Annotated in this window: 17 protein-coding genes; 5 read left to right on the forward strand and 12 right to left on the reverse strand. The window is 70.5% G+C overall.

Going from position 1 to position 19713, the window contains the following annotated elements:
• Nucleotides 1-18: 18 nt before the first annotated feature.
• The 6 genes from yicI to ACFRKB_RS20495 form a co-directional block, all read right to left on the reverse strand.
• Nucleotides 19-2298: an alpha-xylosidase gene (gene yicI / locus ACFRKB_RS20470; RefSeq protein WP_383107533.1), complete on the reverse strand. Its 2280-nt coding sequence runs from the start codon at nt 2296-2298 to the stop codon at nt 19-21.
• Nucleotides 2295-3752, reverse strand: coding sequence for a GH1 family beta-glucosidase (locus ACFRKB_RS20475; RefSeq protein ID WP_383107535.1), 1458 nt, complete (start codon nt 3750-3752; stop codon nt 2295-2297). Before ACFRKB_RS20475 ends, yicI begins: the two co-directional genes overlap by 4 nt.
• 113 nt (nt 3753-3865) lie before the next feature.
• Nucleotides 3866-4684 carry a carbohydrate ABC transporter permease gene (locus tag ACFRKB_RS20480; protein WP_383107536.1) on the reverse strand — a complete coding sequence of 273 codons (819 nt, stop codon included), beginning with the start codon at nt 4682-4684 and terminating at the stop codon, nt 3866-3868.
• A 5-nt stretch (nt 4685-4689) separates the two neighbouring features.
• Complete coding sequence (locus ACFRKB_RS20485) at nt 4690-5646, reverse strand: carbohydrate ABC transporter permease (RefSeq protein WP_383107538.1); 957 nt, start codon at nt 5644-5646, stop codon at nt 4690-4692.
• 7 nt (nt 5647-5653) lie between these two features.
• The gene (locus ACFRKB_RS20490; protein WP_383107539.1) at nt 5654-6886 is read right to left on the reverse strand and encodes a sugar ABC transporter substrate-binding protein; all 1233 of its coding nucleotides are present in this window, start codon (nt 6884-6886) and stop codon (nt 5654-5656) included.
• 17 nt (nt 6887-6903) lie between these two features.
• Entirely contained in the window at nt 6904-7935 is a 1032-nt protein-coding gene (locus ACFRKB_RS20495) for a LacI family DNA-binding transcriptional regulator (protein ID WP_383107541.1), read from the reverse strand.
• 219 nt (nt 7936-8154) lie between these two features.
• On the opposite strand from ACFRKB_RS20495, the gene ACFRKB_RS20500 reads away from it, so the two are divergent.
• Entirely contained in the window at nt 8155-9063 is a 909-nt protein-coding gene (locus ACFRKB_RS20500) for an ABC transporter ATP-binding protein (RefSeq protein ID WP_383107542.1), read from the forward strand.
• Between the two features lie 168 nt (nt 9064-9231).
• Here ACFRKB_RS20500 and ACFRKB_RS20505 read toward each other — a convergent pair whose 3' ends face one another.
• The 4 genes from ACFRKB_RS20505 to manD form a co-directional block, all read right to left on the reverse strand.
• The gene (locus ACFRKB_RS20505; RefSeq protein ID WP_383107544.1) at nt 9232-10269 is read right to left on the reverse strand and encodes an L-idonate 5-dehydrogenase; all 1038 of its coding nucleotides are present in this window, start codon (nt 10267-10269) and stop codon (nt 9232-9234) included.
• Nucleotides 10266-11738, reverse strand: a complete 1473-nt coding sequence (locus ACFRKB_RS20510) for an MFS transporter (RefSeq protein WP_383107546.1) — start codon at nt 11736-11738, stop codon at nt 10266-10268. Before ACFRKB_RS20510 ends, ACFRKB_RS20505 begins: the two co-directional genes overlap by 4 nt.
• 112 nt (nt 11739-11850) lie before the next feature.
• On the reverse strand, nt 11851-13407 hold the full coding sequence (locus tag ACFRKB_RS20515) for a mannitol dehydrogenase family protein (RefSeq protein WP_383107547.1): 1557 nt from the start codon (nt 13405-13407) through the stop codon (nt 11851-11853).
• A 5-nt stretch (nt 13408-13412) separates the two neighbouring features.
• Complete coding sequence (gene manD / locus ACFRKB_RS20520; RefSeq protein ID WP_383107549.1) at nt 13413-14621, reverse strand: D-mannonate dehydratase ManD; 1209 nt, start codon at nt 14619-14621, stop codon at nt 13413-13415.
• A 343-nt stretch (nt 14622-14964) separates the two neighbouring features.
• Here manD and ACFRKB_RS20525 point away from each other — a divergent pair, with 343 nt between their 5' ends.
• A complete protein-coding gene (locus ACFRKB_RS20525; RefSeq protein ID WP_383107551.1) occupies nt 14965-15687 on the forward strand; it encodes a GntR family transcriptional regulator in 723 nt (240 codons plus the stop codon).
• Between the two features lie 54 nt (nt 15688-15741).
• Here ACFRKB_RS20525 and ACFRKB_RS20530 read toward each other — a convergent pair whose 3' ends face one another.
• Nucleotides 15742-16479 carry a class I SAM-dependent methyltransferase gene (locus ACFRKB_RS20530; protein ID WP_383107552.1) on the reverse strand — a complete coding sequence of 246 codons (738 nt, stop codon included), beginning with the start codon at nt 16477-16479 and terminating at the stop codon, nt 15742-15744.
• Between the two features lie 343 nt (nt 16480-16822).
• Here ACFRKB_RS20530 and ACFRKB_RS20535 point away from each other — a divergent pair, with 343 nt between their 5' ends.
• On the forward strand, nt 16823-17221 hold the full coding sequence (locus ACFRKB_RS20535; protein ID WP_383107554.1) for a hypothetical protein: 399 nt from the start codon (nt 16823-16825) through the stop codon (nt 17219-17221).
• Between the two features lie 20 nt (nt 17222-17241).
• On the opposite strand, the gene ACFRKB_RS20540 is transcribed toward ACFRKB_RS20535, so the two are convergent.
• Nucleotides 17242-17637, reverse strand: a complete 396-nt coding sequence (locus ACFRKB_RS20540) for a hypothetical protein (protein ID WP_383107556.1) — start codon at nt 17635-17637, stop codon at nt 17242-17244.
• Nucleotides 17638-17736: 99 nt separating this feature from the next.
• On the opposite strand from ACFRKB_RS20540, the gene ACFRKB_RS20545 reads away from it, so the two are divergent.
• Nucleotides 17737-18552 carry a nucleotidyltransferase gene (locus tag ACFRKB_RS20545; protein WP_383107557.1) on the forward strand — a complete coding sequence of 272 codons (816 nt, stop codon included), beginning with the start codon at nt 17737-17739 and terminating at the stop codon, nt 18550-18552.
• A 16-nt stretch (nt 18553-18568) separates the two neighbouring features.
• Nucleotides 18569-19624 (forward strand): amidohydrolase family protein, encoded by a 1056-nt coding sequence (locus ACFRKB_RS20550; RefSeq protein WP_383107641.1) that lies wholly within the window; start codon nt 18569-18571, stop codon nt 19622-19624.
• Nucleotides 19625-19713: the final 89 nt, after the last annotated feature.

Below are 19713 nucleotides of genomic sequence, written 5' to 3' on the forward strand. Positions count from 1 at the left end.
GGTGAGATCCCCGTCAACTCAGCTGAGCCGTGTCGTCAGTGAGGTCGCGCCCCGGGCCGCGGTCAGGGACTGGGGCCGGGGGCCCGCGAGCAGTACGTGCCAGGGGCCCGGGGCGTTGTCCGCTTCCACGGTCAGTACGTCGCCGTCGCGCCGGGTGTGGAAGACCGTGGTGGTGGAGCCGTCGGGTGCCGGGATCTCCGTGGTCACGCGGACTCCGTCGGCCGGTGCGTGGATCCGCAGGGTGACCCCGTCGGCCCAGTCGTACACGGCGCCGGCGGTGCTCCCGCCGAAGGGGACGACGGAGCCGGGGCGGGCGAACAGGGGCAGGCTGTCGAAGCCGTACGTCTCGCGGCGCCAGGCGGGGCCTCGTACCTGTTCGCCCGTGAGCACATGGGTCCAGGTGCCTTCGGGCAGGTAGTACTCCACCGTGCCGTCCTCGGTGAACACCGGCGCGACGAGGAGATCGCCGCCGAGCATGTACTGCCGGTCCAGGGTGTGGCACGCGGGGTCGTCGGGGAATTCCAGCACCATCGCGCGCATGACCGGGGTGCCGTGGCGGGCCGCTTGCCGGGACGCCTCGTAGAGGTAGGGCATGAGCCGGTGTTTGAGCCGGGTGAAGTCGCGGGTGACCGCGACGGCCTCCTCGTCGTATTCCCAGGGAACCCGGTAGGACTTGCTGCCGTGCAGCCTGCTGTGCGAGGAGAGCAGACCGAATTGGGTCCAGCGCTTGAACACGGCCGGTGTCGGCGTGCCCTCGAAGCCCCCGATGTCGTGGCTCCAGAAACCGAAGCCGGACAGCCCGAGGGAGAGTCCGCCGCGCAGCGACTCGGCCATCGCGCTGAACGTGGACTCGCAGTCGCCGCCCCAGTGCACCGGGAACTGCTGCCCGCCCGCGGTGGCGGACCGGGCGAAGAGGACGGCGTCGTTCCCGCCTCGCTCCTCCGTCAGCACCTGGAAGACGGTCTCGTTGTAGAGCTGCGTGTAGTAGTTGTGCATCCGCTCCGGGTCCGCGCCGTCGTGCCAGACCACATCGGTCGGCACACGCTCGCCGAAGTCCGTCTTGAAACAGTCCACGCCCTGCCGGGTGAGGGTGCGCAGCTTCCGGGCGTACCACGCCCTGGCGCCGGGGTGGGTGAAGTCCACCAGGCCCATGCCGGCCTGCCACAGGTCCCACTGCCAGACGTCTCCGTTGGCCTTGCGCACCAGGAATCCCCGCTCACGGGCCTCCTCGAACAGCGGTGACTTCTGCGCGATGTACGGGTTGATCCACACCGAGATCCGCAGACCCTGCTCCTTCAGCCTGCGCAGCATGCCGTCCGGGTCGGGGAAGACATCGGGGTCCCAGGTGAAGTCGCACCACTGGTACTGGCGCATCCAGAAGCAGTCGAAGTGGAACACCCCGAGGGGGATGTCGCGTTCGGCCATGCCGCTGACGAACCGGTTCACCGTCTCCTCGTCGTAGGAGGTGGTGAAGGAGGTCGACAGCCACAGCCCCAGCGACCAGGCCGGGGGCAGGGCAGGCCGGCCGGTCAGCGCCGTGTAGCGGTCGAGGATCTCCTTGGGCGTCGGCCCGTGGATGATGAAGTACTCGACCGACTGGTCGGGGACGCTGAACTGCACCTGGCCGACGGACTCGGAGGCGATCTCGTAGCTGACCCGGCCCGGGTGGTTGACGAAGACGCCGTAGCCGCGGTTGGTCAGATGGAAGGGAACGTTCTTGTACGCCTGTTCACTGGCGGTGCCGCCGTCGGCCTGCCAGATGTCGACCGTCTGGCCGTTCTTGACGAACGGGGTGAAGCGCTCCCCGAGTCCGTAGACCAATTCCCCGACATCCAGGGAGAGTTGCCCGAGGGAGTAGTGCTGCCCGTCGCCGGTGGTGACGAAGCCCGTGCCCCGTCTGCCCGCCGAGGTCAGCACTCGGCCGTCGGCGCTGAAGTCCAGCTGCCACGGCGCGTCGGTGTCCACCCGCAGGGACAGCGCGCCGCTGGTCAGGGCCACCACCGAGCCGTCCCGGTCGATCTTGGGGGTGTGATCCGGGTCGGTGGTGAGTGTGAAGTGCGGGCCGTGGTCGACGCCGCCGGTGTGATGGCTGGAGCGGACGCCGATCACACCGTCGGCGGGCGACCAGCACTCGACGGTCAGCAGGGGGCTGTTGAGGGTGTGGCCCCTGCTCTCGACATGGCGGACGGGGGCGTAGAGGGTGAGGCGGTCGTTCTCCACGCGGGTCTCGGCGACCTCGGCGGCGAACGAGGCGTTCACGCCGTCGCGCATGAGCCAGTAGCCGTCGGTGAACTTCATCGGTGCTGCTCCTGCCCAGTGATACGGGTGCGGTCACGGTGGACGGTGATCAGGTCCCGGTACCAGCGGTAGCTGTCCTTCGGGACGCGTTCCAGGGTGTCGTAGTCGACCCGGACGATGCCGAAGCGCTTGCGGTAGCCGCGGGCCCATTCGAAGTTGTCCAGCAGCGACCAGACGTAGTAGCCGCGTACGTCCACGCCCTGGTCCATGGCGTCGGCGAGCGCGGCGAGATGGTCGCGCAGGTAGGTCACCCGGTCGGTGTCGTGCACCAGGCCGTCGGCGTCCGCCACGTCGTCCTCGGACGAGCCGTTCTCGGTGATCAGCAGCGGTGGCAGGTTCGGGTAGCGCCGGTGCAGTCCCACCAGCAGATCGGTGAAGGCGCCCGGGACGACGGGCCAGCCCATCGTGGTACGGCGCACATCCTCGCGCCATGACTCCTCGGCGCGGATGTCCACGGCGGTGCGCGTGGCCGGGTCCGGGTCCCGGTGGGGAGCGGCGGAGATGGTGATCGGCCGGTAGTAGTTGACGCCGATGAAGTCCAACGGGGCCTGGACAAGGGCCAGATCACCGTCGCGCCGGTACGAGCCGTCCGCCAGTTCGCCCCAGGTCTCCTCCTCGTGCCGCGGGTAGCGGCCCGCCAGCAGGGGTTCCAGCCAGACGTCGTTGTGCATTGTCTCCGCGCGCCGTACCGCGGCCAGGTCGGCCGCGCTGTCCGTGGCGGGCAGCAGCACATCGGGGTTGAGCGTGATGCCGACGTCCGTGGCGCCCGCCTCGCGCAGGGCCCGTACGGCCAGCCCGTGGCCGACCAGCAGATGGTGGGCGGCGGCGAGCGCGCCCCGGCCCTCGCGGGCGCCGGGGGCGTGACCGCCCGATGCGTAGCCGACGAAGGCGCTGCAGAACGGCTCGTTGAGGGTGATCCAGCGGTCCACCCGGTCGCCGAGCCGCTCGGCGGCGAGCCGGGTGTAGTCGGCGAACCGTTCCGCGGTCTCGCGGACCCGCCAGCCGCCCCGGTCCTCCAGGGCCTGTGGAAGATCCCAGTGGTAGAGGGTCGCGGCGGGGGAGATGCCGGCCGCCAGCAGTTCGTCCACCAGCCGGTCGTAGAAGTCGAGCCCCTCGGGATTGCCGGGGCCCGCGCCGTCCGGCTGGACACGGGGCCAGGCGATCGAGAAGCGGTAGCTGTCCACACCGAGACCGCGGAGCAGGGCGACGTCTTCGCGGTAGCGGTGGTAGTGGTCGCAGGCGATGTCGCCGGTGGCGCCGTCGGCGACCCGGCCGGGCTCACGGCAGTAGGTGTCCCAGATGGACGGGGTACGTCCGCCCAGGTCGTGTGCGCCCTCGATCTGGTAGCTCGCCGTGGCGGCTCCGAAGAGGAAGCCGCTCGGGAAACGGGGGAATCCGGAGGCGTCGGGGCCGGCTGGGGCGCCGGCCGTCAGGCGGTCATCAGGGGAACTCATCAGGGTGAGGTGCCTTCTTCTTTCCGGTGGGCAACGATATCGGCGGGCGCGGCCGACTGCGTGACGGCCGCGCCGGACCACGTGGCCGGACCCGACCGCGTGATCGAGCCCGACTACTTGATGGAGCCGCCGGAGATACCCGCGGCGATGTACTTCTGGGCGAGGACGAGCAGGACCGCCGCCGGTACGGCCGACAGCACGGCGGTGGCCATCACGGCGCCCCAGTCGCTGACATGGGCCCCGACGAACTGGTAGATGCCGAGGGTGACGGGCTTGACGTCGTCGGTGGTGTTGAGCGTCAGGGCGAACATGAAGTCCGACCAGGCGAACAGGAACGTGAACAGGCCCGCGGTGATCAGCGCGTTACGGCTCATCGGCAGCACGACGCGGACGAAAGCCGTGAACCGGTTCGCGCCGTCGACCAGCGCGGCCTCGACCACCTCACCGGGCACGGACACCATGAACGCGCGCAGCAGCACGATCGAGAACGGCAGTCCCAGCGACGCGTCGGCGAGGATCAGCCCCAGATAGGAGTTGACCAGCCCGAGTTCCGCATACGCGCTGTACAGGGCGTTGGCGATCACGATGCCCGGCACCATCTGTGTGATCAGCGTGGTGAAGACGATGCTCCGGCCGCCCCGCAGACCAAACCGCGCGAGCCCGTACGCGGCGGGCGCGGCCAGCGCCAGACACACCACGACCGCACCGAGCGCCACGACGAGGCTGGTCAGCAGGGACTTTCCCTGGCCGCTGAGGGCCGCGTCGAAGTTGGACAGGCTGACCGAGGTGGGGAACCACTCGGTGGCCGTGATGCTCGTCTCCGGCTGGAGCGCGGTGTTGAGCATCCAGTACACCGGGAAGAGCAGGAAGGCCAGGATGAGCAGCGCGGCGGTGGTGTTCCAGGCGCCGCGCAGAGACGAGAACCGCTTCATCGGTATCACTTCCCCGTTCCCAAGTCGGCCCGGTTGGCCCGCAGATAGAGCACGGCGAAGACCGCGCTGATGAGGATGAGCACATTGCCGACGACCGCACCCTGGCCGAAGTTGAGCTGGAGGAAGGAGAGCTGGTACGTGACGGTGCCCAGTGTCTGGGTGGCGTCGGCGGGACCGCCCGAGGTCAGCGCCAGGATCAGATCGAGGATCTTCACCGTGGACATGAAGCCGAGCACCAGCACCACGGTGACCACCGGCCGCAGCAGCGGCAGTGTGATACCGCGGAACGCGCGCCACGGGCTCGCGCCGTCCAGCGACGCCGCCTCGTAGAGCTGGCGCGGGATCTCCTGGAGTCCGCCGTAGAGGATCACCATGTTGAACGGGATGCCGATCCAGATGTTGACCAGGATGGCCGAGAGCAGCGCCACACTCGGGCTGCTCAGCCACGGCACCCCGCCGTCGGCCAGGCCGACGGCCCGAAGCGCGGTGTTGAGGATGCCGTGGTCCTGGTCGAGCACGCGTCGCCACACAACGGCGGACACCACCATGGGGACCAGCCAGGGCAGCAGCAGGACCGCTCGGATGACGCCCGAGAGCCGGAAGCGGCGGGAGAAGAAGACAGCCAGCGCCAGGCCGATGGTGAACTGGCCGGCCAGCGAGCCGACGGTGAACACCGCGGTGTGCCACAGCGAATCGGCGAACAGCTCGTTCGAGAAGACGGCACGCCAGTTGTCCAGCCCGTTGAAGGGCGCCTCGCCGGTGAAGTACGTCCTCGGTGTGTACTCCTGGAAGCTCATGACGATGTTGCGCACCAGCGGGTAGCCGAAGAACAGCGCCATATAGACGAGCGCGGGCAGCACGAACAGCCAGCGCAGCAGCGAGTGGCGGCCGCGGTGTGGCCCCGTGGGGCCGGGAACGACGGGCCTCGCCGGTGCGGCGGCGGAGGAGACAGCGGTACTCATGGTGTCCTCACTTCTCCCCGGCCGATGCCTGCCGCTGGGCGTTCTTCAGCGCCTGCTCCGGCCCGGCCCCGCCGGTCAGCACCGACTGGAAGGCACCGGCGAGCGCGTCGTTGACCACCGGCCACCGGGTGCCGACCTCGGCGGTGCGGGAGCGTGCCGTGGCGACGAGATCGACGAACGGGGCCAGCTCGGGGTGTTTCTCGGCGTACGACGTCGCGGCGGACGCCCTGGTGGGGACGTTGTTCACCGACTCGCCCCAGGCGAGCTGGTTCTGCTCGCTGTTGAGACAGGCGAGGATCTTCCCCGCGTTCCGCTCGCGCCCGCTGTCGTCACTCTTCGGTACGGCCATCACCGTTCCGCCGATCGGCGCGATCGCCTCCTGCCCGGCCTCGGGTACGGGGATGGTGGCGACGGCCCAGTCGACCTTGTCCTGCGCGCTGAGCACCGGCACCTGCCACGGCCCGTTGATCATCATCGCGGCACGGCCGGCCACGAACTGGTCGTTCACGTCCTGCTGATTCCAGTTGACGACCGACTTCGACACCGACCTGTCGCCGAGCAGGTCCTTCCACAGTGTCAGGGCGGCCTCGCCCTTGCCGTTGCCGAGCCGAGCCTCATCACCGCCGCCCGACCAGAAGAACGGCAGGAACTGGTAGACGCCGTCGGCGTTGGGGCTGGCGCTGAACGCCATGCCGTACGTGTTCCCCGACGTCAGCCTCTTCGCCGTCGCACGCAACTCCGGCCAGGTGGTGGGCGGTTCGACACCCGCCGCGCGCAGCAGGTCCTTGTTGTAGAGCAGCGCCAGGGAGTTCACCGAGCGCGCCACGCCGTACTGCGTCCCGTCGTAGCTCCCCAGCGAGGTGGCGCTGTCGGAGAAACCGGAGGTATCCAGGCCCACTTCGGCCAGCGGACGCAGCCCGCCGGTCTCCGCGAACTGGGGCAGTTCCGAGCCGTCGAGCTCCAGGATGTCGGTGAGCGAGTTCGAGGAAGCCATCCGCAGGGCCTTCGAGGCGACCGTGTCCGCGGGCACGCTGACCTGTTCGACCTTCAGCCCCAGCGGCTTCGCGCAGCGGTCGAAGAACGTCTGGTTCGCATGGTGCTCGGCGGTGTCGGTGGCCGAGTTGAGTACGGTGACGGTGCCCGGGTCGGGGGTGGCGGCGCACCCCGTCAGACCCACTGTCAGGGGGACGAGCGCGGCCGTGGCGGTCGCGATCGTCCGTATGCGTCTTGGGCGTTGCATGGTGGTGGGCTCTCCGTTCACGAAGACGGCTCCGAAGGAGGGCGGATCACGCTTCCGGTCGCCATCCGGGGGGCGATCAGCCGGTGTGGGGGTGGTGCTCCCGAGGGAACGGAGCCGTCCGTGCCCACGGCACCGACCGCGAGACGGACCACGGCGGCGGACATCTCCGTCACGGGAAGTTCGATACGGGGCAGCGGCCGGCCGCCCACGTCGTCCGGGAAACTGCCGACGAGCACGACGGCCAGATCCTCGGGCACCCGGAGCCCGGCCGCGGTGATCTCGTCCAGCAGATGCGGCAGCAGGATCAGGTGCTGGACCACGAGCGCGGTCGGAGCGGGCCGGGCGGCCAGTGCCTCGCGCAGCGCGCGGCCCAGCTCCTCGGGCTCACCGCTGGAGGGGACGATCCGGAGGTCGGCCGTGCTCTCGCGGGCCACGAGCCGGGCACCGGCCAGACCGTGCAGCGCGTAACCGCGCCGGGCGGATATCTCGTGCTCGGCGGACGACAGGAAGACGATGCGGCGGTGCCCGGCCGCGACCGTCTCGCGCAGGGCGAGGGCCACGGCGGCCTCCCAGTCGAGATCGACCCACGGCAGACCGGGGGCGTCCTCACTGCGGCCGAGCAGCGCGGCGGGAAACCCCGTCTCGCGGAGGGCGGCGGCGCGCGCGTCGTGCTCCTCCACGGCCATCAGCACGGCCGTGTCGGCCATTCCGCTGCCGGCCACGCGGCGCATGGCGGCCACGCCGGCCAGATCGGTGATCAGCACGACGTCGTAGCCATGGCCGCGCGCGGCGTCGCTGTTGTCGATGGCGAACGTACCGTCCGCGCCCCGGTACTTGCCGGGCACCCGGGGCACGGCGAGCGCCAGGACGTGGCTGCGGGCGCTGCGCAGCGTACGGGCGCTGGCACGCGGGTGGTAGCCCAGCTCCTCGACAGCGGCGCGGACGGCGAGCCGGGTGTCCTCGGAGATCTTCCGGGAGCCGCTCAGCACGTACGAGACCGTGCTCGGAGCGACACCCGCCCGCCGCGCTACGTCCTTGATGGTGGCCACGCCGCCCCTTCACGACTGTCGAATCGATTCGTCGAATCGATTCGACACTCTGTACGTGGGCGTCACACTAGGGCGCGCCGGAAGCCCGGGCAAGAGTCGGGAACAGACTTGTTCCGGTCATCGGCCCGTGGTCGTACAACCTGGGGCGACAACCGCGGCGTCCGATTGTGTGCCGGAGCCGGACGACGAACACGGGCGCCCACCGGCACCGTTGGTCCCGTGATTCACGTCAACGAGCTCACGAAGCGATACGGCGGCACGACAGCCGTCAAAGACCTGACGTTCACCGTGCGCCCCGGCCAGGTGACGGGATTCCTCGGACCGAACGGCGCCGGCAAGAGCACCACACTGCGGATGATCCTCGGTCTGCACGAGCCCACCGCCGGAACGGTCACCGTCGGCGGCCGGCCCTTCCGCGACCGCGCACGCGGCCTGCGCCATGTCGGCTCCCTCCTCGACGCGCACGATGTGCACGGCGGGCGCAGCGCGCTGGCACAGCTGTCCGCCCTGGCCCGTGGCAACCGCATCCCGCGGCGCCGGGTGGACGAGGTGCTGCGGGAGGTCGGCCTCGACGAGGTCGCCCGGCGCCGCATCGGCGGCTTCTCCCTCGGCATGAAACAGCGGCTCGGAATCGCGGGCGCCCTGCTCGGTGATCCTCCGGTGCTGCTCTTCGACGAACCGCTCAACGGCCTTGATCCGGAGGGCGTGAAGTGGGTACGTGACCTGTTCCGGCGGCTCGCCGGCGAGGGCCGCACGGTCTTCGTCTCCAGCCATCTGATGTCCGAGATGGAGCACACCGCCGACCAGTTGATCGTCATCGGCCGGGGCGAGCTGATCGCGGCGGAGAGCCTTACGGAGTTCTCGGCCCGCGGAACCCGGCAGAGCGTCACGGTGGGCACCTCCGCCGCCTCCGTTCTGAGCGACCTGCTCACGGCGCGGGGCGCGACCGTACACGCGGAAGGCGAGTCGCTCACCGTCACCGGTCTGGACGCGGTCCGGATCGGGGAGATCGCCCAGGAGCACCGCATCGCGCTGCACCACCTCCATACCCGGACCGCCTCCCTGGAAGAGGCGTTCATGGAACTCACCGCGAAGAGCGTCCAGTACCTCGCGGGAGAATCCCGATGAACGCGGCCGGCGAAACGCCCTTCTCCACGCCGTACGCTCCCGGCGGCGAATCGGCGCCGCCTGCCGTGGACGACGTCCGGAGCGTGGACCGTCTACGCGGTGTGGGCACCGGCCGCGGCCGTGCCGGCTGCTGCCGGCGTGCACCGACGCGACCGGTAAAGGGTCCGCTCACTCTCCCGGTTCCGCGCCGCCCAGCCGCAGCATGACCTTGCTGCTTCCGCTCGCGGCGGCGACGGCCAGCGCCTCGTCCGCCCGGTCGAGGCCGAAGCGGTGGCTGATGACGGGGGACACGTCCAGTCCGTCCCGCATCGCGAGCAGCGCCTCGTCGATCTCCTCGACGAAACGGTACGAGCCGATCCAGGTGATCTCCCTCGTCACCAGGTCCCCGAGGACCGCGGGTACGGCCGAGCCCGGCAGGTTGCCGACCTGTACGAGGGTGCCGCCGCGCGCCGTCGCCCGCAGGACCGGCCCCAGGGCGGCCGGGGCTCCCGAGGCGTCGAAGGAGACCTCGATGTCCTCGGGAAGCCCGGCGCCCGCGGAGACGTCGACCGTCCGGTCCGCGCCCATCGCGCGGGCGACGGCGAGCGACGTCTCGGAGATGTCCGACGCGATCACGGCGGCGGCCCCGCGGTGCTTCGCCGCCGCCACGACCAGCGCTCCGATCGGGCCCGCGCCATTGACCAGCACGGTCCTGCCCCGCAGGTCTCCGGCGCGGTGTACGGCGTGCAGGGCCACGGCGAGGGGTTCGGCGAGGGCGCCGTGTTCCGTGGTCACCCCGTCGGGCAACTGCCGTATCTGCGCCGCACGGACCACGCGGTACTCGCTGAACCCGCCGTCGGTGTGCGGGTCGAAGGCCGCCGACCCGAAGTACCGGATGCGCCGGTGGAGGTTCGTACGGCCGGCGATCCGGTCGGGCAGCCGTTCGTCCCCGACAGGCTCCGCCGGGTGGACGGTCACCGGCCGCCCCTCCACGAGACCGCTGACGCCCGTGCCGAGTCCGGCGATCCGGCCGGCCACCTCGTGTCCGAGCACCAGCGGGTGCCTGAGCGCGGCGGTTCCGGAGGCACCGTGTTTCCAGTACGCGACATCGGACCCGCAGATTCCGCCCCACTCCATGGCGACGAGGACTTCTCCCGCGCCCGGCACCGGACGGGTGCGTTCGTCGATCCGCAGATCGCGCGGGCCATGGACGACGACCGCCCTCATACCGCGTCCTCCAGCCGCACCAGATCGCGCCCGCGGGTCTCGGGGGCGAGGAACGCGGAGACCAGGGTGATGAGCGAGTAGACGACGAGCATCGCGGCGATCGGCCACCAGCTGCCGGTGACGGCGGTGAGCGACGCCGCGATGACCGGGCCGACGGCGGTGGCGAGGATGCCGCCGATCTCCTTGGACAGGGCGAGCTGGGTGAAGCGCGTGCGGGAGCCGAACAGTTCGGCCATCGTGACGCTCTCCAGCGAGAACAGGCCCAGGACACCGACATTGAGCCCGAGGACCATGCCGAGCATCAGCGCGGGCGTACTGCCGGAGGTGATCAGCAGCATCATCGGGAAGGCGAAGGCCATGGTCAGCAGCGTGAGCGCGACATACATCGGGCGGCGGCCGAAGCGGTCCCCGAGCAGGCCGATCAGCGGCACGGTGGCGAAGCCGAGCAGCGAGCCGTAGACGATCGCGTCGGTCGGGACGGCCCGGTCGGCGTGCAGGTTCGTGGCGATGTAGCCGACGAGGAAGGTCTGGATCAGTCCCGAGTTGCCCGCCTGACCGAACCTCAGGCCGAGGGCGAGGAAGAACGCCTTGCCCTTGCGCTGCCGGATCCCGGCCTCCAGGACGCTCGCCCGCTTCTTCTCCGGGGAGGACGTGGCGCGGGCCGATGCGGTCACGGCCGATGCGGAAAGGGTTGATTCAGACAGGGTTGATGCGGTCAGGGCTGATTCGGACAGGGCCGATTCGACCTCCGTACGGGACATCGCGACGCCGTCCACGACGTCCGGCCGCTCCTCGAAGACCGGGCTCTCCTTGAGGTTCCGGCGCAGCCAGACCGCGAAGATCATGAGCGCGAAGCTCAGCAGGAACGGCAGACGCCAGCCCCACGCGAGCAGCTGCTCGTCGCTGAGCACGGCGAGCAGGATCGCCCACAGCCCCGACGCGGCCAGGGTGCCGGAGTTGGTGCCGAGCGACACCAGCGACGCGACCAGACCCCGGCGCCTGGTGGGGGCGTACTCGGCGAGCATGACGGTGGCCCCGGCGATCTCGGCGCCGGCCCCGAAGCCCTGGACGAGCCGCAGAACGACCAGCAGGATCGGGGCGAGGATGCCGATCGTCGCGTAGGTGGGCAGCGCACCGATGAGTGTGGTCGACGCGCCCATCAGCAGAATGGTCAGGAAGAGCACCTTCTTGCGCCCGATCCGGTCGCCCATCCGACCGAAGTAGACGGCTCCGGCGAGCCGGGCCACGTATCCGACGCCGTAGGTCGCCATGGCGGCGATCAGCCCGATGGCCGGGCTGACATCGGGGAAGAAGATCTTGTTGAAGACGATGGCGGCGGCCAGCGAGTAGAGCTGGAAGTCCATGAACTCCATGGCCGTACCGAGCCAGCCGGAAACGGCGGCTCTGGTGAGATCGCGCGTGGTGCGCGTGGCGGGGCCCGTGGGCTCCGTACGCGTGGTGTCCGTCATGGTGGAACTCCGTTGTTCAGGGCCGTGCTTGTAGGTGTGCCGGTGCGTTGGGTGTGCGGTGTTGTGCGGTGCTCCGCATGTGCTGCTGTTCGGTGCCGCCTTGTGCGTGAGGTCAGAAATCGATGTGGCCGGCGCGCAGCGCGGGGAGCCGGGCCGCGACGCCGGAGACGAGCGTGTCGTCCTCGGCCAGGTCCATCGCCCCCAGCGTCCTGAGCAGCCGTCGGACCGTGTTCTGGAGACTCGTCGTGCCCTGCCAGCAGGTGGCGAGGGCCGCCGCGGCGGGGTCCGTCGTACCGAACAGCTGGCCGCCGTCCGCGGCGGAGCGGGTGGCGTTCGCCCATGCGGCCAGCGCCAGTTCGAGGACCGGCGTACGCGACCGGGCCGTGCGCAGCACGTCGAACCACCGTTCCGGGATCTTCAACGATCCGTCGGAGCCGATCTGCTGGAGCAGATGCCGCATACCGGGGTTGCGGAACCGCTCGACGAGATCGTCCGCGTAGGCCGCCGGATCGGGGCCGCCGGCGGGCAGGGTCGGCCCGGCCTCCGAGCAGAGGGCCCGTACGAGCCGTTCGCCCCAGTCGGCCGCCAGGACGTCGGCGACGGTCGTGTGTCCCGCCGCGGCGCCGAGATAGGCGAGGGCGGAGTGCGCTCCGTTGAGGAGCCGCAACTTCGTGAGCTGGTACGGCACGACGTCCGGGACGAACAGCGCGCCGCCGGCTTCCCAGGGCGGCCGTGGCCCGGCGAAGGAGTCCTCCAGAACCCACTGCCGGTACGGTTCGCCGACGACCGGCACGGCGTCGCGTACGCCGAGCGCGGCATGGGCGGTGTGCTCGTCCGCGCCGGTCGTCGCGGGCACGATCCGGTCGACGACCGTAGAGGGGAAGGCGACCGAGGCGGCCATCCAGTCGAGTACGGCCCGCCGGTCGGGCCAGGAGGACGCCTCGACGAAGCCGCGGACGACCGTGGCGAGCGCGGCGCCGTTCGCGGCCATGTTGTCGCAGGACACGACGGTGACCGGGGCGCCGCAGGAGCGCATCCGCGCGGCGAGTCCGGCGGCGATCCGCCCGACGGCCGTGGTGAGGTCCCCGGACTCCCGCGCCGCCAGATCCGCGGCGATCTCCGGTGCCCGGGTGTCGAGTTCACCGGTGCCGGGGCGGCGATGATGCCCCTTCTCGGTGACCGTCGACGTCAGCACCGCGACCTCCGGAGAGGCGAGCAGCGCGTCGACCCGCTCCGCGTCGGGACCCATGCCGAGCGCCTCGACGACAGACCCCACCACGCGGGTGGCGGGCCCGTCCGGGCGGCGTTCCGTCACCGAGTAGAGGCAGTCCTGCGCGCGCATCGCCGCCACCACGCGCGCCGAGCGCGGAGCGACCGCGGCGATCCCCCACGGCTCGCCGGAGCGGGCCGAGGCGTGCTCGGTGTAGACGGCCTGGTGCGCCCGGTGGAACGCCCCCAGGCCGAAGTGGACGATACGGGGGCGGAGTTCGCGGGGATCGACGGCCGGGCGCAGCTCGGGCGCGATCAGGCCGAGCGAGGCACGTCCCAGCGGCGCCGACCCGGTGTCCGCCGAGTGCCCCGTCGTGTCCGACGTGTGCCGCGTTGTGTCCGACGTGTGCCGCGCGGTGTCCGGAGTGTGCCGCGCGGTGTCCGGTGGGGGCGGAGTCATGTCGCTCACCAGTCATGCACCGACCCGTCGAGGCGCCGCGCGACCGGCAGATAGCGCGCCTGGTACGGGAATCGCTCCGCAGCCTTCTCGTCGTACGCGACGCCGAGGCCGGGCTCCTCCGACGGATGCAGCATGCCGTCCGCGAAGGTCACCCCGCTGCGGAAGACCTCCGCGGTCTCGTCCGCGTGCCCCATGTACTCCTGGATGCCGAAGTTCGGGACGGTGATGTCCACATGCACGGCGGCGGCGAGCGAGACCGGTGAGAGGTCCGTCGCGCCGTGCGAGCCGGTCCGTACCTGGTAGAGGGCGGCGAGGTCGAAGATCCGGCGCAGGTGGGTGATCCCGCCGGCGTGGACGACGGTGGTGCGTACGTAATCGATGAGCTGCTCGGTGATCAGGTGCTGCACGTCCCAGATCGAGGTCAGCACCTCGCCCACCGCGATCGGTGTCGTCGTGTGCTGACGGATGAGCCGGAACGCCTCCTGGTTCTCGGCGGGCGTCGGATCCTCCATCCAGAACAGCCTGCTGTCCTCGACGCTCTTGCCGAAGCGGGCCGCCTCGATGGGGGTGAGCCGGTGGTGTATGTCGTGGAGCAGATGGAATCCGAAGCCGAAGCGCTCGCGCACGGCCTCCAGATAGCCCGGCGCGAACCGCAGATACGCCTCGGTGTCCCAGGGCTGCTCGTCGGGCAGCGAGGTGGCGGCCGGCTCGTACACCTTGCCCTTGCGGACCCCGTAACTGCCGCCGACGTCCGGAACGGCGGCCTGCGCGCGTACCGCCTTGTAGCCGAGGTCCAGGAACCGTTCGACGTCGTCGAGCAGGGACGGGACGTCCGTACCGCTGGCGTGCGAGTAGACCATGACGCCGTCGCGTGAGCGACCGCCGAGCAGCTGGTAGACCGGCAGGCCGGCGACCTTTCCCTTGATGTCCCACAGGGCCGTGTCGACGGCGGCGATCGCGGTCATCGTCACCGGGCCGCGGCGCCAGTACGCACCGCGGTACAGGTACTGCCACATGTCCTCGATACGCGCCGGGTCCTTGCCGATCAGCAGCGGAACGAGGTGGTCCCGCAGATAGCTCGCGACGGCCAGCTCGCGGCCGTTCAGTGTGGCGTCACCGAGGCCGGTCACACCGTCCGACGTCGTGATGCGCAGGGTGACGAAGGTCCGTCCCGGGGAGGCGACGAACACCTCTACGCGTTTGATCTTGCTCACAGGTCCACTCCTTCGGGCGATCCGTACGGCGCCGGCGGAGAGGGGCGCGCGAGATCGCCACTGATCGGCACGACTGGTATACAAGCATCGGTCGTGAAGCGATGCAATACTTGTGTGGCACCGACTGTGCGGCGTTCGGGCGGGGACCTGCGGCGGACCCGAGCGGGAGCTGAGCCGGGCTGGACCGGGGCCCGAGCGGGGCTTGAGCAGGGCCTGAGCAGAGCCGGTGCCTTGGTCGATACGGCGGGGTCCGGGCGCCCGGGAGCGCGCTGCGCCGCAGGTCAGCGGGGGCATCTCGAACAGGAGGGCGTGGGCCGTGACACCACCCCGATACGATGAGCGCATGCCTCGATCGAACCGGCAGCGGACCAGCCGCCGCGCCGTCTACGCGACGTTGCGCCGCAAGGTTCTGACTCTTGAGTTCCCCCCGGGGACGGCCCTGTCGGAGAACGAACTCGCCGCGTCCCTCGGCGTGAGCCGTACGCCGGTCCGGGAGAGTCTGATCCTGCTGTCCGAGGAGGGCCTCGTCCAGGTCTTCCCGCAGGTGGGATCCTTCGTCTCGCGTGTCGACCCGGCCAAAGTGGCCGACGCGCAGTTCCTCAGGGAGGCCGTGGAACTGGCCTCACTCGAAGACCTCCCCGGCCTCCCCGCCGAGCTCGACCCGGAACTGGTCGACGAATTGCGGCGCAACCTGGAGGAGCAGCAGCGGCCCGGTCTCGGCCTGGAGGACTTCTTCGAACTGGACGAGGCGTTCCACCAGACCCTTCTGCGTCTGAGCGGCCACGGCAGCGCCTGGGCGACCGTGGTCTCCGCCAAGGGCCACCTCGACCGCGCGCGCCGCCTCGGCCTCTACGACACCGCCACCTCCTCGGGTTTCGCCGCCCAGCACGTCGAAATCCTCGACGCGGTGCTGGCCGGCGACATCCCCCAGGCCCGTACGGCCATGCGCACCCACCTGCGGGCGGTCTTCGACGACGTCGAGCGCATCAGGGCACGCTCACCGGAACTCTTCGCGACGGACTCGGGCACGGTGCCGGTACGACGCAACATCGTGGTGTGGGAGTAACCGGAGGCGTCGGGGGCCGGCGGCCTTCGGTCTTCGGCCTTCGGACTTGCTCGTCTAGGGCCGGGCGGCGCGACGGAACAGAGCCGTCCAGAGGAAGGGTTCGCCGAAGCGGGACGACTCGGGTGGCTCGTCGCGCATACGCCGCAGTTCGACCTCCGTCAGGTCGGAGAAGATCCAGCGCAGAGACTCCGCCGTGTACGCGAGGCCGCCATGGAGACGGGACTGGCGGTAGAAGTCGGCGTCGGGGAGTTCGGACCCCATCTCGCCGGCCGCGAAGCAGGTGAGGGCGAAATGGCCACCGGGTGCGAGCGCGCGGTCGAGGAGGGCGAGATAGCTGATGCGGCGGTGCGGCGGCAGGTGGTGGAAACAGCCGGAGTCGTAGATCAGATCGTACGGTCCGCCGAGTGCGGTGTCGGCGAGGTCGAAGACGTCACCACAGTGGAACGCGACGTTGGCCCCCGCCTCCCGAGCGCGGTCCTCGGCCCAGGCGATGGCCGTCGGAGAGAGGTCGACGGCGTCCACCTCGAAGCCCAGCGAGGCGAGATGGAGCGCGTTCCGCCCTGGTCCGCAGCCCAGGTCGAGCGCGCGGCCCGTGGTGATCAGTCCGCGGTCGAGCGAGGAGGCCAGGCTCTCGTCCGGCTTCGCCACGAAGAACGGCACCGGCTTGGAGCGGTCCGCGTAGAAACCGTCCCACCAGGGCGCCGCGCCGGCCGTCCAGCGGTCGGCCTCCGGCGCGAACAGGCCGTCAAGGAGCCTGAGTACGTCGTCCACCGTACGGATGTTCCGGTCCATCGGAACCCCTTCCCTCAGTCGGCCTCGATCGTAGGTCCGGCAGAGAAGGAACCGCTGGTCAGGTGGGGTGACTCGATGCTGTCGCGGGCTGTGTGACGGGCTCTGCCGAGGGGGATGGGCCATCGGCTCACGGGTGAGGACGAATTGCCTCCCGCGCCCCCGTGGCACGCCGCTACGGGGGTGATTACGGCCGCGCCGGTCCGGGTTTCTGGGCCGACGGTGGCGACGGGGGGAGACGCGAGGCACCCGCCCGTCGCGGCCCCCGCGCGCAGAGGAACGCCCGTTCGCCGAAAGTCAGTTGGGGATTTCCGGCAGGGCCGACGGTCGGTTTATGATCTTGGTTATGACTTCGCAGACCCCCGAGAAGAGCCCGTCCCGCAAGCAGCGACTCCAGGAGAAGCAGCGGCGGCAGCTGGCGGTCGTCGACACCATCGACAAGGCCGAGGCGAAACTGCGCAAGGCCGAAGCGGAGTTGGCCGAGGCCGTGGCGGAAGCGGTCGAGGTCTTCGGGAGCGAGCAGGGCGCCTCCGAGGAACTCGGGCTGTCGGTCGAGGCGATCCGAGGCTTCCTCAGCCTCGTCGAGGGCGGCGCGAGCGGTGCCGAGGAGCCGGACGGCGCCGCGGAGACGGCAGAGACCGCCCCGGCGGCGAGCCCCGCGGAGAGCCCCGCGAAGGCCAGGACGGAAGCCAAGACGGCGCCCCGGGCCGAGACCAAGCCGGAGCGGGAACCGGTGGCGGTGTAGCCCCCGGCGTCGGTACGGGATCAGACGCACCCGCAGTTGCTGCCGTACAGGAAGAACCAGACGGCCAGAACCAGAAGTACGGTCAGCAGCGTCGCCCCCATCCGCCGCGCCCGCAGCGGTCCGGGGTGGCGCCAGGCCGCGATCGCGGCGACGGCGCCGATCAGCAGTACGGCGACTGCCCCGAGCGTGAGTTCGGGACTCTGACGCCAGCCCCAGAGCACTCCGAGAACAACTCCCACGAGAAGCAGGCAGCTCAGCGCCTGTATGGCCATCTCAAGGATGGTGTCCCCGACGAATTCCTCGACCAGTTCCCTGAGGAACTTCCATGCCGACCGAAGGCCATCGCGCTTCCGTCTTCGCCGGCGTGCGGTCGCCGGAGCCTCTACAGGCAATGGGCCGTCCGGTGTCGTGGTCATAGCGCCCCCTTCGGTATCACCGCGAGCACGGTAGGCCGTAGATCGTCCCATCCGTTAATGCGCTCTGCGGCGCGCGGCGACACAAGGCACAGTGACTCCATGAACGCACGAGGGCTGGACGACGACGGGACGATCGCGCGCGAAGGCTCTCTGGACCGGGTGACAGCGGCATTCACGCCCGTTGTCGACGCCGCCCGCACGCGTATCGCCGACACCTTCGGCAGCGCGCGGCTGCACAGCGCGTACCTCTACGGCAGCATCCCGCGCGGCACGGCCACCCCCGGGGTCTCCGACCTCGACCTGCAACTCGCCCTCCACCACGAGCCCACCGAAGCCGACCACACCGACGCCGAAGCGATCGAGGCCGCACTCGACGACGCGTTCCCCCAGATCGATGGTGCCGGCATCCTGCTGACCAGCACAGGCGCTCTGCTCAGCGACCTCGAACGCCATGACGCCGGGTTCTTCGTCGCCTGCCTGTGCACCCCACTGCTCGGTCCCGACCTCGCCGAACGGCTGCCCCGCTACCGCCCCACCACCCTGCTCGCCCGCGAAACCAACGGCGACCTCGCCCTCGCCCTGCGACGCTGGCGCCCCCGGGCCGCCGAGGCCACCACGGACACCGAACGCCTGACCCTCAGCCGCGTCGTCGCCCGCCGTATCGTGCGCACGGGTTTCACGTTGATCATGCCCCGCTGGGGCGGCTGGACCAGTGACCTCAACGAGTCCGCCGAACTCTTCGGCCGCTACTACCCCGAGCGCGCCGCCCCCATGCGCCTCGCCGCGACCACCGGCCGCACCCCCTCGGCCGATCCGTCCGTACTCCGCACGCTCATCGACGACTTGGGGCCCTGGCTCGCCGCCGAATACACAGCGAGACACGGTACGAAGACGAGGCCTGGCGGCATCGCGTAGGTTCGTGGCCGTGATCATGCGTATACGTGGTGTCGTGCTTCCCGAGCGCGAGGAGCGCACCTTCTGGGTCGACGGCGAGCGACTGCGGACCGAGCCGCCCGCCGGCGCGGCAGCGAAGCGGGTGGAGACGGTGGTGGACGGCGGATGGCTCCTGCCGGGTCTTGTCGACGTCCATACGCATCCGGGGGCCGAGAGTCCGGACGACGCTTTTGACGAGGCGCTGTTGCGACAGCACTTGTCTGAGCACCGGGACGCAGGCGTGCTGTTGGTGCGGACACCGGGAACCGCGGAGCGGATGCCTGGCTGGATCGACACCGGCACCGAAATGCCGCGTGTCCGTTCGGCGGGGCAGTGGCTGGCCACGCCCGGCCGCTTCTTCCCCGGGGCAGGGCGGGCCATCGGTGAGGACGAACTGGCGGCGGCAGCGGTCGAGGAGGCCACGGCCGCATCGGGCTGGTGCAAGGTCATTGGTGACTGGCGATGGGATGAGCCTGCCGTACCGCTGGATGTGCTGAAGGCGACGGTGGACGCGGTGCATGCCGTTGGTGGACGGGTCGCCGTGCACTGCCAGACGAGCGAGGGCTCGCGAAACGCCGTCCTGGCCGGAGCCGACAGCCTCGAACACGGGATGCACCTCGATCCGCAGCTCTTGGACCTGATGGCGGGGCAGGGCACGGCGTACGTACCGACCCTCTCCGCGTTCGCGGAGAGCGCCGAGGTCTGGCGGGGGCGCGAAGCCGGCGCACGGCGCTCGGACTGGCTCGACGGCTGGCACGGGATGATCGACAACGTACGGCTGGCGCACGAGGCCGGCGTCACCGTCCTCGCCGGAACGGACACCTTTCCGTGCGGCACGGTCGCCACGGAGTCCCGATGGCTGCTGCGGGCGGGGATGCCGGCTGAAGAAGCGCTCGGGGCCGCGTCGTGGACGGCACGGTACTGGCTGGGGCTGCCCGGTCTGATCGACGGAGCGCCCGCCGATCTCGTCGCGTACGACCGGGACCCCGTCGCGGAGCCGGCGGCCCTCGGGCGCCCGATGCGCGTGATTCTGCGGGGCCGGATAGTGCGCTGACGTCGTATCCGCTCACTGTTCAGAAGTGTCCGGGCTGTCGGGCGGCCGGCCGGGGGGCCGGTCGCGGACCGTCTCCCCGGCACCCGGTC

It is taken from the genome of Streptomyces scopuliridis (genome assembly GCF_042790125.1).
Classification (GTDB): Bacteria; Actinomycetota; Actinomycetes; order Streptomycetales; family Streptomycetaceae; genus Streptomyces; species Streptomyces scopuliridis_A.

Bases quoted from the DNA above. Each gene is read 5' to 3' on its own strand.
- ACFRKB_RS20545 (WP_383107557.1), top strand. From the start codon at position 17,737: ATGAACGCACGAGGGCTGGACGACGACGGGACGATCGCGCGCGAAGGC.
- ACFRKB_RS20535 (WP_383107554.1), top strand. From the start codon at position 16,823: ATGACTTCGCAGACCCCCGAGAAGAGCCCGTCCCGCAAGCAGCGACTC.
- ACFRKB_RS20475 (WP_383107535.1), bottom strand. From the start codon at position 3,752: ATGAGTTCCCCTGATGACCGCCTGACGGCCGGCGCCCCAGCCGGCCCC.
- ACFRKB_RS20505 (WP_383107544.1), bottom strand. From the start codon at position 10,269: ATGAGGGCGGTCGTCGTCCATGGCCCGCGCGATCTGCGGATCGACGAA.
- ACFRKB_RS20480 (WP_383107536.1), bottom strand. From the start codon at position 4,684: ATGAAGCGGTTCTCGTCTCTGCGCGGCGCCTGGAACACCACCGCCGCG.
- ACFRKB_RS20510 (WP_383107546.1), bottom strand. From the start codon at position 11,738: ATGACGGACACCACGCGTACGGAGCCCACGGGCCCCGCCACGCGCACC.
- ACFRKB_RS20525 (WP_383107551.1), top strand. From the start codon at position 14,965: ATGCCTCGATCGAACCGGCAGCGGACCAGCCGCCGCGCCGTCTACGCG.
- ACFRKB_RS20540 (WP_383107556.1), bottom strand. From the start codon at position 17,637: ATGACCACGACACCGGACGGCCCATTGCCTGTAGAGGCTCCGGCGACC.
- ACFRKB_RS20550 (WP_383107641.1), top strand. From the start codon at position 18,569: ATGCGTATACGTGGTGTCGTGCTTCCCGAGCGCGAGGAGCGCACCTTC.
- ACFRKB_RS20485 (WP_383107538.1), bottom strand. From the start codon at position 5,646: ATGAGTACCGCTGTCTCCTCCGCCGCCGCACCGGCGAGGCCCGTCGTT.
- ACFRKB_RS20530 (WP_383107552.1), bottom strand. From the start codon at position 16,479: ATGGACCGGAACATCCGTACGGTGGACGACGTACTCAGGCTCCTTGAC.
- ACFRKB_RS20490 (WP_383107539.1), bottom strand. From the start codon at position 6,886: ATGCAACGCCCAAGACGCATACGGACGATCGCGACCGCCACGGCCGCG.
- ACFRKB_RS20515 (WP_383107547.1), bottom strand. From the start codon at position 13,407: ATGACTCCGCCCCCACCGGACACCGCGCGGCACACTCCGGACACCGCG.
- yicI (WP_383107533.1), bottom strand. From the start codon at position 2,298: ATGAAGTTCACCGACGGCTACTGGCTCATGCGCGACGGCGTGAACGCC.